Origin of the sequence: Streptomyces sp. NPDC052687 (genome assembly GCF_040678395.1) — a bacterium.
In the GTDB taxonomy this organism is placed as follows: Bacteria; Actinomycetota; Actinomycetes; order Streptomycetales; family Streptomycetaceae; genus Streptomyces.
Map to the genome: position 1 here is coordinate 47,323 of NZ_JBFATR010000017.1, position 16,496 is coordinate 63,818.

Sequence of the window (16,496 nt, forward strand, 5' to 3'; positions counted from 1 at the left end):
CAGGGGACCGGTCACATCAGGTTCGATTCAGGGGACCGGTGACACCACCAGCTCCTGCAACTGGTGGTCGGAGAGGCCGGCCGGGTCGTCGAAGGCGTACCGGTGCACCCGCACCTGCTCGTCGGTGAACGCCCAGTCCAGCCGCCACAGGGACGGGCCGCCGGCCTTCCAGGTGCGCGGCACGAGCGTGCCGGAGGCGGGCAGCGCGTCGCGCAGGGTGCCGCGCAGTCCGTCCAGTTCCCGCATGGCCGGCGTGGTGTTGAAGTCCCCCGCCACGAACACGGGACGCGGATTGGCGGCGACGTCGCGCCGCAGGGCCTCGTACTGCCGCTGCCGCGCGACAGAACGCCGCTGCACCTCCTCGTAGAAGCCGCCGGTGAGCGGACTGCGGAGGATGTCGAGCTGCACGGGGATGTGCACGTTGTAGAACGAGACGACCCGGCCCCGCACGTCGATGTCCGTGCGCAGCACCTTGCCCCGCTCGAAGACCTCCCGCCAGGGGGACCCGCTCTCCAGCCGGCGGGCCGGACCGACGGCCGGCCGGGCGACGACGGGAAAGCGGGAGAGGGTGACCTGCTCACCGAGCACCGCGACGTGGTACCCGGGGAACTCGCTCCGGATCCGCGCCAGCCGGTCGATCGGCGCGGGCCGTTCGTCCACCCACGCCAGGTACTCCTGCAGCAGGTAGACGTCGGCGTCCTTCGCCCGGAGATAGCGGTAGAACCGGCCGGCGTCGTCGGTGGTGTCCCAGTACTCCGTGTTCCACGAGACGACCTTCAGCGCTCCCGCGGGCGCCGGGCCCGCCGCCGCGCCGGGGCGCAGCACCGCCCAGTTGACGCCGGCGCGGGTCAGCCCCGTGAGCAGCAGGAGCGCCAGGACCGGAACCAGCCACCGGCGCACCGGACGCGCGCCCGGCAGCCACACCAGCGCGAGCAGGGCGAGGGGCACCGCCAGGAAGCCCAGCGGCGGCACCAGATCGGCGAGCAGCCACAGCCACCAGCGGCCGCTGAGCGCGAAGTTGAGCAGTGAGTACGCCGCCCACAGCGCGGTCAGCGCGACCAGAACCCTCCCGGTCACGCTCCGGCGGCCCTCGGTGCGTGTCGCCGGGGAGGGGTCGGTGGGGGAAGGCGCCATGGTTTCCGGGGGAGCCGACACACGTCCCTCCAGGGAGCGTTCGTACGGATCTTCGGCGAACGAGCGGCTGAAGACTAACAGCCGGCCCACCGGGGCGGATGCGCGGCGAGCGGCCGTTCCGCGGGGCGGCACCCGATACAGGATCGATACCAGGCCGATACGGTGCGCAACTGAACTGAGCGGCATGCCACATTCCGTGTCAGTGGTGATCCCGGCCCACAACTCCGCCCGCACCCTCGCAGCGTGCCTGGACTCGGTGTACGCCCAGACCTGTCCGATCCACGAGGTGATCGTGGTGGACGACGGCAGCACCGATGCCACGGCGCGGATCGCCCGAGGTTATCCCTGCACGCTGATCCGGCACGACCCCAACCGCGGTGTCTCCGCCGCCCGGAACACCGGTATCGCCGCCGCCACCGGCGACATCCTCTTCTTCCTGGACTCCGACGAGGCGCTCACCCCCGACTCGGTGGCGAGCGCGCTGCACATCCTGGACGCCGACCCCGAGTGCGGGTGCGTGCACGGTGTGATCGCGCCCGAGCCGCTCTTCGACGACGGACCCGTCGAGCACTACAAGGTGCTGCACGCCCACTGGTGGCGCCTGCGCGGCGTCGGCGAGGTGGAGACCGCGTTCTTCGCCCAGGCCGCCGTACGCCGCGAGGTCTTCGAGCAACTGGGCGGCTTCGACGAGCGGTTGCGGGACTCGGAGGACCTGGAGTTCAGCGACCGGCTCGCGCCGCACTGGAAGATCGTGCTCACCGACCGGATCGTGGCCCGGCACGACGAGGAGGACCGGCTCGGCGCGCTGCTCGGTGAAACGTTCCGACGGGCGCTGCTGCTGGTCCCGGCGCTGCGGTCGGCGCGCCAGGGCGGGCGCCGCAACCTCACGGCCAACAGCCCCGCCTCGGTGGCCTCGGCCGCCGCGCTCCTCGCCTCGCTGCCGCTCGCCGCGCTCTTCGCCGCACCGCCCCTCGCCGCGCTGCCGCCCGCCGGGTGGCTGCCCGCGCTGCCCGCGGTCTTCCTGCTCGCGTTCTGCGCCGCGAACCTCGGACTGCTGCGCTTCGTCGCCCGGCGCCGGGGTGCGCGGTTCCTGCCCTTCTTCGTGGGCGTCCACCTGGCCACCCACGCCGCGCTGCTCGGCGGTGCCGCGCTCGGCGCCCTGCGACCGCGGGACAGGACCCGGACCGGGCGCGGCGCGCCGCCGCGGGCGGAGGCGAAGCGGTGATCGACCGACTGCGCCGGCTGCTCACGCCGGTCATCGTGCTCGCCGCGCTGGTGGGCGTCTGGTTCCTCGTCCGCAACGGGGGTGTCTCCGCCGCGCGGGAGTTCGCCCGCCCCGAGGCGGTGCCGCTGCTGGCCGGTGCCCTCCTCACCAACGTCGCCGGGCTCGTCCTCGCCGTGCACGCCTGGCGGGTCCTGATCCCCGGCGAGCACGGACTGCGTGGCCTGTACGCGGCGAAGGTGTACTTCCTCGGACAGCTCAGCAAGTACCTCCCCGGACGGGTCTGGGGCGTGCTCACCCACGTGGCGCACGGCCGCGCCGTCGGCATCCCCGCCGCGCAGATGACTTCCGCCTATGTGCTGAGCCTGGCCCTGACCCTGCTCACCGGGGCCGGTGTCGCCCTGCTCGCGGCGCCGGTCGCGCTGCCCGGCCAGTGGCCGTGGCTCGTGCTCCCGGCCGCGCTGTTCCTGCTGTGCCTGGTGCGGCCCGCCCTCGCCACCCGGCCGGTGGCCGCCCTGGCCCGGCTGCTGCGCAAACCCGTGGAGCAGCCGGGGGACCCCGCGGTACGGCGGGCCATCCTGCTCGCCGTCGTCTCCTGGGTGGCCTCCGGACTGCACCTGTGGTTCCTGGTCCTGGCGCTGGGCGCGCCGGTGTGGGCGGGACTGGGCGCCTCGGTCGGCGCCTTCGCGCTCGCCACGGTCATCAGCAGCCTCGCCCTGATCATCCCCGACGGCTGGGGCGTGCGGGAGCTCACCATCACCGCCGCGCTCGCCACCGTCCTGCCCCCGGGCGCCGCGGCCACCGCGGCCCTGGCCAGCCGCCTCGTCTGTGTCGTGGCCGAACTGGGCAGCTCGGCCGTCGTCCTCTGCTGGTCCCGCTTCACCGCCACACCGGCGCTCCCGTCGGCTGCGACACCTGAGCCGCCGGGGACGACGAACGCCCCTTCCGGGGCGTCGGGGCCGGCGAGCGACACCTCTGCCCCGCCGGGGTCGGCGAGCCACACCCCCGCCCCGCCAGGGCCGGCGAGCGACACCCCCGCCCCGCCGGGGCCGGCGAACGCTCCTTCCGGGGCGTCGGGCCCGGCGAGCGACACCCCCGCCCCGCCAGGCTCGGCGAGCGACGCCTCCGCCCCGCCGGGGCCGGCGAACGCGACGTCCACGCTGTCGGGGGCGCCGGCCGTGACCTCCGCGCGGCCGCGCGGACGCAGGTCCGCTCCTCCGGCCACCACCTCCCTGCCGACGAGCCCGGCGGCCCCCCAACCCCCTGTGCCACGCCCCTAGTCCAGCCCGGTTTCCCGCGCCCTTGGTTCAACCACGCCTCCCAGGCCACTAGTTGACCCCGCCTCCCACCCCTCCCAGCTCACCCCCAGTTCACCCCCCGTCTCCCACCCCCCTGGTCCCGGAGGTCCCGCGGACGCGCCCACGGCGCGCGGTCCGCGGCACCGATCGGCCCGCACGCTCATGAGGAGAGAAACCCGTGTACACCCTGGATGACGCCGAACGCCTCGAGGTCGGCGAGGTACACGACCTTTACCGACGACACGTGAACAAGAGCCAGGTCGCCCTGATGACCTCGTTCGGGTTCGGCCGCGAACTCGTCGACCACGCCGAGGGCGCCTACCTCACCCTGAAGGACGGCCGGCGCGTCCTCGACCTGACCGGCGGCGTCGGCGTCCTCAACCACGGTCACAACCACCCCCGCATCCTCGCCGTGCGCGAACGCTTCGCCCAGCAGCGCCGGATGGAGGTCCACAAGACCTACTTCTCGCCCTACCTGGCCGCGCTCGGCCACAACCTCGCCGAGGTGATGCCCGGCGACCTGTCGATGTCGTTCCTGCCCAACTCGGGCGCGGAGGCGGTCGAGGGCGCGGTCAAGCTCGCCTACAAGTACCACGGCGGAAAGCGCGGCACCGTCCTGCGCGCGGACTGCGCCTTCCACGGCAAGCTGCTCGGCTCGGGCGGCCTCACCGGCCAGAACCAGTTCGCCTTCCCGACCATCCCCGGCATCGACACCTTCCGCTACGGTGACCTGGACTCGGTGCGCTCGGCGATCGGACGCCACCCCAAGGACGTCTACGCGATCCTCATCGAACCCTTCAGCGCCTCGACCATCCAGTGGTGCTCCGAGCACTTCCTGCGCGGACTGCGGGAGTTGTGCACCCAGCACGACATCGTGCTGATCTTCGACGAGATCTACACGGGCTGGGGCAAGACCGGCAGCATGTTCTACTTCATGCGCTACCCCGGACTGATCCCGGACGTGGTCACCACCTCCAAGTCCTTCGGCGGCGGCAAGTCCTCCGTCTCCGCCTACGTGGCGCGCGAGCCCGTCTTCCGCAAGGCCTACGACAATCTCGGCGACGCCCTGCTCAACTCGACGTCCACCACCTACTACGGCTTCGGCGAGGAGTGCGCCACCGCGCTGGAGGCCGTCAACATCGCCGTGGAGGACGACTACCCGGCCCGCGCCCGGGCCCTCGAAGCCGTCCTGGAGCCCGGACTGGCCCGCCTCGCCAAGGAACACCCCGACGCGATCGGACACGTCGCGGGCGCCGGCGCGCTGTGGGGCGTCTTCATCGACGGCGGCCCGAAGATCCTCGACCTGGTGGCCAAGCTCGCTCCCGGCGGCATGGCCAAGGACCCGCGGTTCAAGGCGAAGCTGGTCACCTGCGCGGTGATCAACGCCCTGTACGAGGACCACGACATCTTCGCCTACTACACGCTCAACGGCCGCAATCCGCTGATCCTCGGCCCCTCACTGGTGACCGAGCCCGACGAGGCCGAGCGCGCGGTCGACGCGCTCGGCGAGGTCCTGGACCGGGGCCTGGGCCGGCTGGTCACCCGTTTCATCAAGCAGAAGGTGAGCTCACAGTGGTGATCACGATCACCGGCGCGGCGGGCATGCTCGGCGGCCGCCTCACCGAGCGGCTGCTGGCCGACGGCCGGCAGGTGCGCGGAGTCGACCTGCGCCCCGGACCGGGCGTGACGATCGTCGGGGACATCCGCGACCGGGACGTCATGCGCGAGGCGGCGGACGGCGCGGACGTCCTGGTGCACGCGGCGGCCGCGCTGCCCAGTTACCCCGACGACCAGATCCGCTCCATCACCGTCGGGGGCACGAAGAACGTGTTCGCCGCGGCGAGCGCGGTCGGCACACCCCGCGTGGTGCACATCTCGTCGACCGCCGTGTACGGCCTGCCCCGCGTGGTCCCGACGACCGAGGAATACCCGCGCGAACCGGTGGACACCTACAGCCGGGCCAAGGCCGCCGCCGAGGAGGTGGCGGAGCGCTACCGCGCGCAGGGCATGTGCGTGCCCGTGCTGCGGCCGAAGACATTCGTCGGGCCGGGCCGCATGGGACTGTTCTCGATGCTGTTCGAGTGGGCGGAGGAAGGCCGCAACTTCCCGGTGCTCGGACGCGGCGACGTCCGCATCCAGATGTTCGCCATCGACGACCTGGTGGACGCGATCGTCACCGTGCTCACCGCGCCGGAGGACGTCGCCAACGACACGTACAACCTGGCCGCCGCCGAGTTCGGCACGATCCGTGAGGACTTCCAGGCCGTCCTGGACGCCGCCGGCCACGGCAAGCGCGTCATCGGCCTGCCCGCCCGCCCGGCCCTCGCCCTGCTGAACGCGCTGCAGAAGGCCCGGCTGTCCCCGGTGTACGGCCGGCTGCTGTTCAAGCTGATGGAGGACTCCTACGTCAGCATCGACAAGGCGACGCGGCAGCTCGGCTTCAGCCCCAAGTACTCCAACCGCGACGCCGTCCTGCGCACCTACGAGTGGTGGCGCACCGCCCGTCACGAGGTCCCCTCCGGCGGATCCGCCGGCCGCACCAGCCGGGACCCGTGGCACCAAGGCCTGCTGTCCGCGGCGAAGATCTTCTTCTGAGGAGCATGCCATGAGCTTCCTGGACGAACGGGCCGTGCCCGTCACACCCGGGGACACCCCACCGGTGCGGAGCCCGACGGCGGGCCTGATCGCCCTCGTCCGCCCCGCTCAGTGGCCGAAGAACCTCCTGGTGGTGCCGCTGCCGCTGCTGGGCGCCGAGTGGAGCTGGCAGGCCGCGGGCCGCGTGGGCATCGCCACGCTCGCCTTCGTCCTCGCCTCGTCGCTGGTGTACGTGGTCAACGACATGGCGGACGTGGAGCGGGACCGGCGCCACCCCGTCAAACGCCACCGGCCGCTCGCCTCGGGCCAGGTCAGCCGTACGGCCGCGACCGCCCTCGGCGTCACCCTCGCCGTCCTGCTCGTGCCGCTGCTGGTGCTGCTCGCCCCCGAGGGCGCGTGGGCGGTCCTGGTCTACCTCGTCGTCAACGCCGCCTACAGCTGGCGCCTCAAGCACCTTCCGCTGCTGGACGTGTTCATCGTCGCCACCGGATTCGTCCTGCGGCTGCTCGGCGGTTACGAGGCGGGCGGCCAGGCGGTCTCCGGCTGGCTCGTCCTCACCGTCCTGACCCTGTGCCTGCTGCTGATCCTCGGCAAGCGCCGCCACGAACTGAGCGTCTCGGGCACCGGACACCGGCCCGCGCTGGTCGGCTACTCCACGCACTTCCTGGACCTGGTGCTGGTGATGTGCTCGGCGGTGACCATGGTCGGCTACCTGCTGTACCTGCGCACCGAGTCCGGTTACGAGGCCGGCGCTCTGCTGACCGCGCCCTGCGCGCTGTTCGCGCTGTTCCGGTACCTGCAGATCGTGGTGGTCAAAGCCGAGGGCGGCAACCCCGTCCACGTCCTGCTGCGCGACCGCGTCATGCAGACGAACTCGCTCCTCTGGGCCGCGCTGCTGCTGGTCTTCCAGCTCACCTAGTCCGGCGGCCGGCCCGCCTCCGCCAGTCTTCCGATCCGACCGAGGACCATTCCATGGCCGCACCCCTCGTGTCGGTGGTCGTCCCCATGTACAACGACCGCCGCACCATCGACCTGTGCCTGAACTCCATCAGGGAGCAGACATATCCCAAGCTGGAGGTGATCGTCGTCGACGACTCCAGCACGGACGACTCGGCCGCGCTCGCCGCGCGGCACCCGGTCACGCTCGTACGCGCCGAGCGCAACGGCGGTCCGGGCGCCACCCGCAACCTGGGCGTCCGGCACGCCTGTGGCGACATCGTCTTCTTCCTCGACGCCGACGTGACCATGCACCCGGAAGCGGTCGCCGAAGCCGTCGCCCTCTTCGAGGAGAACCCGTCGTACGGCGCCGTGTTCGGCATCCCCGACAAGGAGCCGCTGTTCGACGAGGGGCTGGTGTGCGACTACCGCATCCTCCAGTACCACTACTGGCGCAAGAGCGCCGAGGGCCTGGTCAGCGGCGGCTACTACGCTCTCGGCGCGGTCCGCCGGTCCGCCTTCCTGAAGGCGGGCTGGTTCAACCCCGCGCTGCGCCAGACCGAGGAGATCGATCACGCGGAACGGCTCGCCGCGCTGCACCCCATGCTGCTGACCTCCCGCATCCGGGGCCGTCTCGCCGACGAGACCGAGATGCGCCCCCTGCTGCGCAAGGCGTTCGTGCGCAGCCGGCTGCGGGTGCCGTTCTACCTCGACCGGGGCCGCGCCATGCAGGGCATGGAGACGGGCGGGCGCGCGGCGGCGTCCGTGCTGGCGGCGCTGACGCTGGTGAGTCTGCCGACGGTGGCGGTGTGGCCGCCCGCCGCGGTGGTGCCGGCGGTCGCGCTCGTCCTGTTCGTCCTGGCGGACCTGGGACAGTACGTCTTCGTCGCCCGGCAACGCGGCGTGGGTTTCCTGCTGTTCTTCATCGGCTGCCACCTGCTGATGAACACGGCGGTCGTCGCCGGCCTCGCGGTCGGACTGACCCAGTGGGCGTTCAGCCGCCGCTTCCGCCGCATGTACCGCCGCGAGGTGACCGCGTGACGTCCGAACCGGCGGTCGCCGACCCGCGGACCGACGAGGCCGCCGGGCCGCCCCCGGCCCGGCCCGGCACCGGCGGGACCCGGCTGCGTCGTACCGGGCGGCTGCTGCGGCTGTGGTACGGGCGGGTCCTCGTGGCCGTGGCCGCCCTCTGGCTGCTGTACGCCGTCGTCCGGTGGCTGGTCAGCGGACGGTGGCACTGGGCGATCCTGCTGGACGCGGCGCCTCCGCTGCTGCTGATGGGCGTCCCGTTCGTCCTGCTCGTGGCCAGTGCGGCCGCCTGCGGCCGACGGCGGCCGTGGGCCGCAGGCCTCACCGCGGCCGCGCTGCTGCTGGCGCTGGTCACCGGCTCCGGGCTGAACTGGCCCGCGCTGTGGCGCGACCCGGGGAAGGTACCGCCGGGCGCGCTGCACGTGGTCTCGCTCAACACCCAGTACTGGGGCCAGGCCTCCAGCCCCGAGAACGTCTACGCGCTGCTGCACCGGTACCCGGCCGATGTCTACCTCCTCCAGGAACACGTGATCTGGCAGCCCGGCCTCGGCGAGGACGGCTACCGGGAGCTGCGCGACAACGCCCGGCTGCGCGCGGAGTTCCCCGGCTACCACATCGCCCGCCGGGGGGAGCTGCTGACCCTGTCCCGGTTCCCGATCGTCGCCCAGCCGCCCGTCGGTCCCGGGGCCGAGCTGGACGCCCGCCCCGGGACCCCCTTCAGCCGGGTCTTCGCCCGCGACAAGGTGATGCGCACGGACCTGAAGGTCGGCGACGAGATCCTGAGCGTCTACAACGTCCACATCACGGTGCCGCTCGCCGTCGACAACCTCAACCCCTTCTCGGGCTACGACTACGACGCGTACTTCGCCCGCAAGTTCGCCTGGCGGCAGGAGGAGTTCCGCGGCCTGGAGCGGGACCTCGACCGCAATCCCCATCCCACCGTGATCGCCGGGGACTTCAACGCGACGGACTCCATGCGCGACATGGACGGCCTGAAGGAGCGGGCCGACGACGCCCTGCGGGCCAACGACGACTTCCTCCCGCTGAGCTGGAAGTTCAGTGCCCCCACCGGTTTCGAGTGGGACAGCGTGTTCAACCGGCCGCTGCCGCTGTGGCGGGTGGACTGGGCGTTCACGGCCGGCCCGGTCCGGGTGCACCGGTACGACCTGCGGTCCTCCGACGGGCTGTCCGAGCACCAGTTGCAGGACCTGTGGCTGTCGCTGTGAGCGGGCCGGGAGGAGCGGGACCGGTGGCTGTCGCTGTGAGCGGGCCGGGAGGAGGCGGCGCGGGCGCGGCGCGGCTCAGCTCGCCCGCGCCCCGTCGACGACGACCTGGTCCCGCTCCATGCCCAGCAGGATCGACTTCTCCAGCTCGGCCAGCTCCGGACCCGGTTCGATGCCCAGTTCCTCGACCAGGGTGGTGCGGATCCGCCGGTAGACCTCCAGCGCCTCGGCCGTGCGGTGCGAGCGGTAGAGCCCCAGCATGAGCTGAGCGTGCAGATGTTCCCGGTAGGGGTGGTCCGCGACCAGCTGCATCAGCTCGCCGATGACGTCCTGGTGCCGGCCCAGCTCCAGGTCAAGCCGGACCCGCTCCTCCACCGCCCGCAGCCGTGCCTCCTCCAGACGGCGCGCGCCGGACTCCACGGGCGGGCTCGTCAGACCCACGAGGGCGGGGCCGGTCCACAGGGACAGGGCCTGGCGCAGGGTGTCGGCGGCCTCCTCCAGGTGGCCGCCCGCGGACAGGGTCCTCGCCCGGCGTACGCGGGCCTCGAAGATCATGGCGTCCAGCTGGTCCTCGGCCAGCCGCAGCCGGTAGCCCTGCGGGTGGGTCTCGATCAGGTCCGGAGCGCCGGCCGCCGCGAAATTCCGGCGCATCGAGGATATGCAGATGCGAATCTGGGTGCGGGCGCTGGTGGGGGGCGAGGAGCCCCATACGGCATCCACGAGGTCGCTGACCGGCACCGCCCAGTTCGCCTCCAGGGCCAGCACGGCGAGGACGATCCGGGACCGCCGCCCGCCGATGGGCACTAATTTCCCGTCGACCGAGACGCTCGGCGGGCCGAGAATTTTGAAAATGACAGGCATGTGTCCCCCGTACCTAGAGCTTTCGAGTCTGGTATCGGCTGTGCGCTCCCCGCCGGCCTGCTTTCTGAGCAGGAATGGTTTCCGGGTTCGGGCCGGACCCCGGGACAGCCTGGTGTGGACCAATGTGCACTGTCAAGGGAGATCTTCTTCCGATAACGCCCACGACCTGAGTCGATGCAGGTTGGCGGGGTGCTTCTCGGGGCAACAGTCCGGTGCGAACGGCTGGTTGACAGCGTCACGAACGCCTCTCTACGGTTGGTCTGCACCAATCGAACACCCGACCAGTTGGCTGCACTTGGGGGGATCGTGAATATTGCCGGAAGCGCTGGAAATCCTACGGAGGTAACCGCGGACGGCAGGACGGAATTGCCCGTCGTCAGCCTCGACCAGGCTCATTCCCCGCAAAAAGTGATGGCCCATGGAGAACTGCTGCGGCGGTTCGTCGCCGATGAGGACTTCAAACCGATCCATATGCGGATCGGCATCATGGGTGCCTGCAACCAGCGTTGTCACTTCTGCAACTTCCATTCCCCGAACGAGGAGCAGTTCTACGACCTGTTCTCGTTCAAGGACGCCATCCCCACGGACAAGGCCGTGACCCTGATGCGGGAGTTCGCAGCGAACGACGGCCGCGCGGTGACGTTCTGCGGCAGCGGCGAGTGCACCATCCACCCCGGGTACGCCGAGATCACCCGCGCCGCCCACGACGCGGGGCTGCGCATCGGACTGATCACCAACGGGTCCAGGCTGGGCCGCCCGGCCGTCGCCGACACCGTCGTCGCCACGCACACCTGGGTCCGCATCGGACTCAACGCGGGCACCGAGGCCACCTACAACGCCATCACCCGCGACCGGGAGCGCACGTTCGCCTCCTTCGTCGAGACGGTGGGACGACTGCGCGAGGCCGCGGTGGCCCCGGACTTCCGGATCGGCTTCAACTTCGTCATCACCGAGCGCAACCACCGGGAGATCCTCCAGGCGGCCCGCATCGGCCGGGAGGCCGGCGCGCACTACGTCCGGTTCGAGCCGGAGTTCTACAGCGCCCTGGGGCACGAGACCATCGAAGCGGTCATGCCGGAGATCACGGCCGCCCTCAGCGAGGCCAAGGCGCTCTCCACGGACGACTTCGAGGTGTCGATCCCCAAGCTCGACCGGGGCCCGATGGACCGGGTCGAGACGGTGGAGGGCGACTTCGAGCGCTGCCACTACAGCCGCTTCGTCACCGCCGTCGGCGCCGACGGCAACCTCTACCCCTGCCCCCAGGTCCACCTCAACAGCCGCTACCTGATCGGCAACGTGCTCGACCAGGGCTACCTCGACGTCCTGGAGGGCGGCCCCCGCGCCGCGTGGGAGGCCGCCAACCCCCGCCGCACCGACCTGTGCAAGTCCTGCTTCTACCGCCCGCAGAACGAACTGCTGGAGCGGCTGCACCGCGGCCAGATCCAGCTGGACCAGGCACTGGACGCCTATGCGGTGGAGGTGCCGAGCACGCTGCACGAGGACTTCGTCTGAGGCACCGCCGCCCGGTGACCCCTCTGCCGTCTCACAGAACCTGGTGCCCGACTCGCCATGCAGATCCGCCACCTGGCCCGGCTCCTCGAAGCCCGGCCGACGCCCGCACCGTCCGCTCCCGGCTCCGACACCGAGCCGGCCGCCGCCCGTTCCCACCGGATCCGTTCCACCGTCGAACGGCTGGCCCGCGTGGAGCGCGTCCCGGTACGCGTCGTCCACACCGACACCGAGGTGCGCGACGGGCTGCACCGGGAGCAGTGGGTCCTCGATTCCCCCCTGCGCGGTGAGTTCCTGGCCACCCTGCTCTCACCCGAGCCCAAGGCCGAGCCCAAGCCCAAGGCCGAGCCCAAGCCCAAGGCCGAGCCCGAGTCCGAGGCCGAATCCGCGTCCGGATCCGAGCCCGCGCCCCGCCCCGGCATCCTGGTCCTGGGCGGGAAGAACGCCCGCCGGGAACAGCTCACCGGCGAGGTCGTCCCCGACCACCCGGACCGCAACATGGCGGAACACCTCGCCCGCGCGGGATTCACCACCCTCACCTTCGAGTACGCCCTCACCGGCGGCTTCGACCAGCAGCGGCTCGCCGGACGCGACGAGGGGACCCTGCTCGCCCACGCCTTCACGCTCACCGGCCGCTCCCTGCTCGGCGCCCTGACCGGCGACGCCCTCGCGGTCCTGGAACTGCTGCGGACGCACGAGCGCGTGGACGGCGGCCGGGTCGGACTGTTCGGGCACAGCCTCGGCGCGGCCGTCGCCCTGCACACCGCGCTGCTCACCGAGGGCGAGCCGCCGCTCTGCGCGGCCGGCCACCTCGGTTCCTACGCCTGCCTGTACGCGCGGCAGCTGACCGGTTTCGAGGGCGCGGTGCTGCCGGGCATCCTGGAACACACCGATCTGCCCGCCCTCTACGGCGCGCTCGCCCCCGCACCGCTCCAGCTGCAGTTCGGCACCTGTGACCCGTACCTCGACACCGACGACGCCCGCGCCGCCGGCCGGGCGGTCGCCGAGACCTACGCCGCGGCCCACGCGCCGGCCCCCGAGATACGCGAACTGCCCATGGGGCACGGCACCGACGTCGCCCACGCCGTGGACTTCTTCACCCGGGCCCTCGCCCAGCCCCCGTCGGCCCCGGCCGGCGTGCCCGCCCAGCGCGTCCGGTTCGACGTGCACGAACGGCGCGCCGTCACCGACCGGGTGGACGCCGCGCTCCGGTCGGGTGTGCTCACGCAGGGACCACTGGTCACCCGGTTCGAGGACCTCACCCGGCAGTGGACCGGCCGCCCCGGTGCCGCCGTGGCCTCCGGCTCCGCCGCCCTGGAGATCGCCCTCCGCGTGATCGGCGTGCGCGGACGCACCGTCCTCGTGCCCGCCAACACCTTCTTCGCCACGGCCGCGGCGGCCGTGCGGGCCGGAGCCGCCCGAGTCGGCTTCGTCGACCTGGAACTCGACGGCCTCGGCATGGACCCCCAGGCACTGACCGCGGCGCTCGACCGCCACCCGGACACCGCCGCCGTGGTGCCCGTCCACATCGGCGGCATCGTCGCACCGGCGCTCGACGGCGTCCTCGACCAGTGCCGCGCACGCGGCATCCCGGTGCTGGAGGACGCCGCCCACGCCTTCGGCAGCACGCTCGGCGACCGCCCGGCGGGCGGCCTCGGCCGCTTCGGCGCGTTCTCCTTCTTCCCGACGAAGGTCGCGACCAGCGGCGAGGGGGGACTGCTCAGCTGCGCGGACACCGGCGACCTCGACCACGTACGGCGCTGGCGGGACCACGGCAAGAGCGCGCCCGGCTCCACCCTGCACGACCGGCCCGGCGGCAACTGGCGGATGAGCGAACTGCACGCCGCCGTCGGCACCGTGGACCTGGAACGCTTCGGCCGCACCCTGGCCGCCCGCCGGGACCTCGCCGCACACTACGACGACCTGCTGGCCTCCGTGCCCGGGGCGCGGCCCCACACCATGCCCGGCGAGGTGAACAGCAACTACTACAAGTACCTGGTGTACCTGGACGAGTCCACCGACCGCACCCTGCTGAAGAAGCGGCTGCGCGAACGGCACGGCATCCACCTCGCCGGCGAGGTGTACGACCACCTGCTGTGCGACCATCCCTTCTTCGCCGGCCGCGCCGAGCCCGGGGACCACCCGCGAGCCCGGTGGTTCGCCCGGCACCACATCGCCCTGCCCCTGTATCCGTCCCTCACCCACGCCGAGCAGGTCCGGGTGGTCTCCGCGCTGCGCAGTGAACTGCCGTGACGTCCGGCGCCCTCCTGCACGCCTTCCGGCGGGGTGCCTGGCACCCGTCGCTCGACACCGCGCCACTGCCCGGGGACACGGCGGTGCGACTGGCCCTCGTCCCCGAGCTGGTCGTCGCCGCCGACCGCCGCCGGTGGGACACCGTGGCGCCCGCACTGCCCGCCGCGCCGGACGACCGCAGGGCACTGCTCCTGACCGCGCTCGACACGTTCGAGGACGGCGTCCTCGACATCGGCGGGCTCGGACCGCAGAGCGGCGCCGGCTTCCGCGCGGCCCTGTGGCGCACCGCCGGGATCCCGCCGGCACTGACCGACCGCTGGTGCGGCATGCTGCGCGCCGCCCTCACCGAGCGGCCGCCGCCCGCGCACGACGGGGCGCTCGCGCTGGTCGCGCTGCCCGGCAACACGTTCACCTGCCTCGCCGCCGTACTCGACCAGGTCGAGCGGTCCGCGGCCGTATGGGTACGGCCCAGCCGCCGCGAGCCACTGTCCGCGGCCCGCCTGGTGGCCGCCCTGCTGCGGGCCGGATGGCCCGCCGAGCGGATCGCCCTGTACCCGACCGTCCAGGGCGCCCTCCCCGGCCTGATCCGCCGGACCGACCGGCAGGTGGTCTTCGGCGGCTCGGGCCTGGCCCGGTCCGTCACCGCCCTGCCCGGCCTGACCCTGCACGGACCCGGGCGCGGCTGCGCGCTCGTACCCGCCAGGATGCCCGCGGACCGGGCCGTCGAGTGGCTGGTGCCGCTCATCGCGGCCGACGCGGGACGGTTCTGCAGCAACGTGCGCACCGTCGTGTGCGCCGGCCCCGCCGAGCCCCTGGCAGCCCGGCTGGCCGCCGCGCTCGACGCGCTCGATCCGGTCAGCCTGCCGCTGACCGTCAGCCGGGAACCCGGCGCCGCGCACCACGCGACCCGTTCCGTCGCCGAGCGGATGCGGCCGGGGGACCGGCTGCTGACCCGCCGGCCGCCGGTCGTCGCCGGACCCGACGGCGCCCCCTGCGCGACACCGCACCTGGTGCTCGTCGGCGACGGCTCCGAGGACCCGCCGGAGCACCCGCTGATCGGCCACGAGGTGCCCTTCCCGTTCGCCGCCGTGGTGCGCGCGAGCGAGCGCGACGCCGCGCGGATCGCGGCCGGATCCCTGTTCGTGTACGAACCGCCGCAGCCGGCGGCACCGAGGAGGACCCCATGACGACGACCGCACCAGGCACCCGGCCGCCCGGCGTGCCCGGCCCACCGAGCGGCACCCCCGCGCGGGACACGACGGCCGTCCACGACGTCATGCGGGAGCGCGTACCGCACCTCGCCGTCGACCTCGACACCTGGACCCGCCGCATGATGCAGTGGCACTTCTCCTCCGAGACCGGATCCCCGTTCTGGCTCTCCCGGCGCGACACCCTCGGCTTCGACCCGCTGCGGGACGTCCACGGCTTCGCGGACCTGCGGCTGTTCGGACTCTTCGACAAGGCGCGACTGCGCGCCGCCCGCGCCCGCGACCTCATCCCGCGCGGCTTCAGCGACCGGCCCTTCCGCGTCTTCGAGACCGGCGGCACGACCGGCACCCCGTGCCGCGTCGTCAACGTCACCCGGCTCGCCCTCGACGTGGAGATCTACCGGACCATGCTGGAGGCGCGCGGCCTCCTCGGCGGTGACGTCCTGGCGATGACCCCGATGGGGCCGCACGCCTACGGGCACTTCGTCGAGGCCCTGGCGGACAGCTGGCGGGGCGCGGTGCACTCCATCGACTTCGATCCGCGCTGGGTCAAAGCGGCACTGCGGGCGGGCGGCGACACCGGCGCGTACACCGACCACCTGATCGCCCAGACCCTCCACCTGCTCACCGCGGAACGCCCGCGGCTGCTGTTCACCACCTCCCGGCTGCTCGTCGAACTGGCCATGCGGCTGCCCCGCCCGCTGCACACGTACGGCGTGCGCGCGGTGTGCACCGGCGGTACGTCCTGCACCCCGGCGGAGGCGGAGTTCCTGCGCGCCGAACACCTGGCGGGCGTCCAGTGGATCGACACCTACGGCAACACGCTCGTGGGCCACGCGCTCCAGGCGGACCTGGTCCCGGGCACGACCGTGGCGGGCGTCATCGCGCCCGGACCGGACGCCCCCGCGGACGCGGAGCCCGGCGAGCGGGTCACGCACACCTACCATCTGCCGCCGCCCTTCGCCGTGCTCACCGTCGTCGATCCGCGCGACCCCTGGCGGCAGGTGGCCGTGGGGGAGCGCGGCCGGGTACGGGCCACGACCCTCCTGGAAGACCTGTTCATCCCCCATCTCCTGGAGCGCGACAGCGCCGTCCGGACGGGCCCGCACCCCTGGTTCCCCTGGGACGGAGTGGCGGCCGTACGGCCGTACACGGGAGAGGCCACGGAGGAGGCCACGGAGGGCGTCTACTGACGGACCGCCCACGCCGGCCCCCTCGACACCAAGGA

The 16,496-nt window shown here is 72.7% G+C and carries 13 protein-coding genes; 11 read left to right on the top strand and 2 right to left on the bottom strand.

Going from position 1 to position 16,496, the window contains the following annotated elements; genetic code table 11:
• Positions 1–27: 27 nt before the first annotated feature.
• Positions 28–1,077 carry an endonuclease/exonuclease/phosphatase family protein gene (locus tag AB0K92_RS16715; RefSeq protein WP_365923464.1) on the bottom strand — a complete coding sequence of 350 codons (1,050 nt, stop codon included), beginning with the start codon at positions 1,075–1,077 and terminating at the stop codon, positions 28–30.
• A gap of 241 nt (positions 1,078–1,318) precedes the next feature.
• On the opposite strand from AB0K92_RS16715, the gene AB0K92_RS16720 reads away from it, so the two are divergent.
• The 7 genes from AB0K92_RS16720 (at position 1,319) to AB0K92_RS16750 (ending at position 9,440) form a co-directional block, all read left to right on the top strand.
• A complete protein-coding gene (locus AB0K92_RS16720; protein ID WP_365923466.1) occupies positions 1,319–2,359 on the top strand; it encodes a glycosyltransferase family A protein in 1,041 nt (346 codons plus the stop codon).
• On the top strand, positions 2,356–3,636 hold the full coding sequence (locus AB0K92_RS16725) for a lysylphosphatidylglycerol synthase domain-containing protein (RefSeq protein WP_365923468.1): 1,281 nt from the start codon (positions 2,356–2,358) through the stop codon (positions 3,634–3,636). Before AB0K92_RS16720 ends, AB0K92_RS16725 begins: the two co-directional genes overlap by 4 nt.
• Positions 3,637–3,832: 196 nt before the next feature.
• The gene (locus tag AB0K92_RS16730) at positions 3,833–5,233 is read left to right on the top strand and encodes an aspartate aminotransferase family protein (RefSeq protein ID WP_365923470.1); all 1,401 of its coding nucleotides are present in this window, start codon (positions 3,833–3,835) and stop codon (positions 5,231–5,233) included.
• Positions 5,227–6,249: an NAD-dependent epimerase/dehydratase family protein gene (locus AB0K92_RS16735; protein ID WP_365923472.1), complete on the top strand. Its 1,023-nt coding sequence runs from the start codon at positions 5,227–5,229 to the stop codon at positions 6,247–6,249. The genes AB0K92_RS16730 and AB0K92_RS16735 overlap by 7 nt, the downstream gene beginning before the upstream one ends.
• A gap of 10 nt (positions 6,250–6,259) precedes the next feature.
• Entirely contained in the window at positions 6,260–7,168 is a 909-nt protein-coding gene (locus tag AB0K92_RS16740) for a UbiA prenyltransferase family protein (protein WP_365923474.1), read from the top strand.
• Between the two features lie 53 nt (positions 7,169–7,221).
• Positions 7,222–8,226 carry a glycosyltransferase family A protein gene (locus AB0K92_RS16745; protein ID WP_365923476.1) on the top strand — a complete coding sequence of 335 codons (1,005 nt, stop codon included), beginning with the start codon at positions 7,222–7,224 and terminating at the stop codon, positions 8,224–8,226.
• On the top strand, positions 8,223–9,440 hold the full coding sequence (locus AB0K92_RS16750; RefSeq protein ID WP_365923478.1) for an endonuclease/exonuclease/phosphatase family protein: 1,218 nt from the start codon (positions 8,223–8,225) through the stop codon (positions 9,438–9,440). The genes AB0K92_RS16745 and AB0K92_RS16750 overlap by 4 nt, the downstream gene beginning before the upstream one ends.
• 75 nt (positions 9,441–9,515) lie before the next feature.
• Here the strand turns inward: AB0K92_RS16750 and AB0K92_RS16755 are convergent, their stop codons facing one another.
• Complete coding sequence (locus AB0K92_RS16755) at positions 9,516–10,298, bottom strand: AfsR/SARP family transcriptional regulator (protein ID WP_365923480.1); 783 nt, start codon at positions 10,296–10,298, stop codon at positions 9,516–9,518.
• Positions 10,299–10,709: 411 nt separating this feature from the next.
• Here AB0K92_RS16755 and AB0K92_RS16760 point away from each other — a divergent pair, with 411 nt between their 5' ends.
• From AB0K92_RS16760 to AB0K92_RS16775, 4 genes are read left to right on the top strand one after another with little or no spacing between them, the layout of a single operon-like run.
• Positions 10,710–11,810 carry a radical SAM protein gene (locus AB0K92_RS16760; RefSeq protein ID WP_365923482.1) on the top strand — a complete coding sequence of 367 codons (1,101 nt, stop codon included), beginning with the start codon at positions 10,710–10,712 and terminating at the stop codon, positions 11,808–11,810.
• A 57-nt stretch (positions 11,811–11,867) separates the two neighbouring features.
• Complete coding sequence (locus AB0K92_RS16765) at positions 11,868–14,060, top strand: DegT/DnrJ/EryC1/StrS family aminotransferase (protein WP_365923484.1); 2,193 nt, start codon at positions 11,868–11,870, stop codon at positions 14,058–14,060.
• A complete protein-coding gene (locus AB0K92_RS16770) occupies positions 14,057–15,247 on the top strand; it encodes a hypothetical protein (RefSeq protein WP_365923486.1) in 1,191 nt (396 codons plus the stop codon). Before AB0K92_RS16765 ends, AB0K92_RS16770 begins: the two co-directional genes overlap by 4 nt.
• Positions 15,244–16,461: a hypothetical protein gene (locus AB0K92_RS16775; RefSeq protein WP_365923488.1), complete on the top strand. Its 1,218-nt coding sequence runs from the start codon at positions 15,244–15,246 to the stop codon at positions 16,459–16,461. Before AB0K92_RS16770 ends, AB0K92_RS16775 begins: the two co-directional genes overlap by 4 nt.
• Positions 16,462–16,496: the final 35 nt, after the last annotated feature.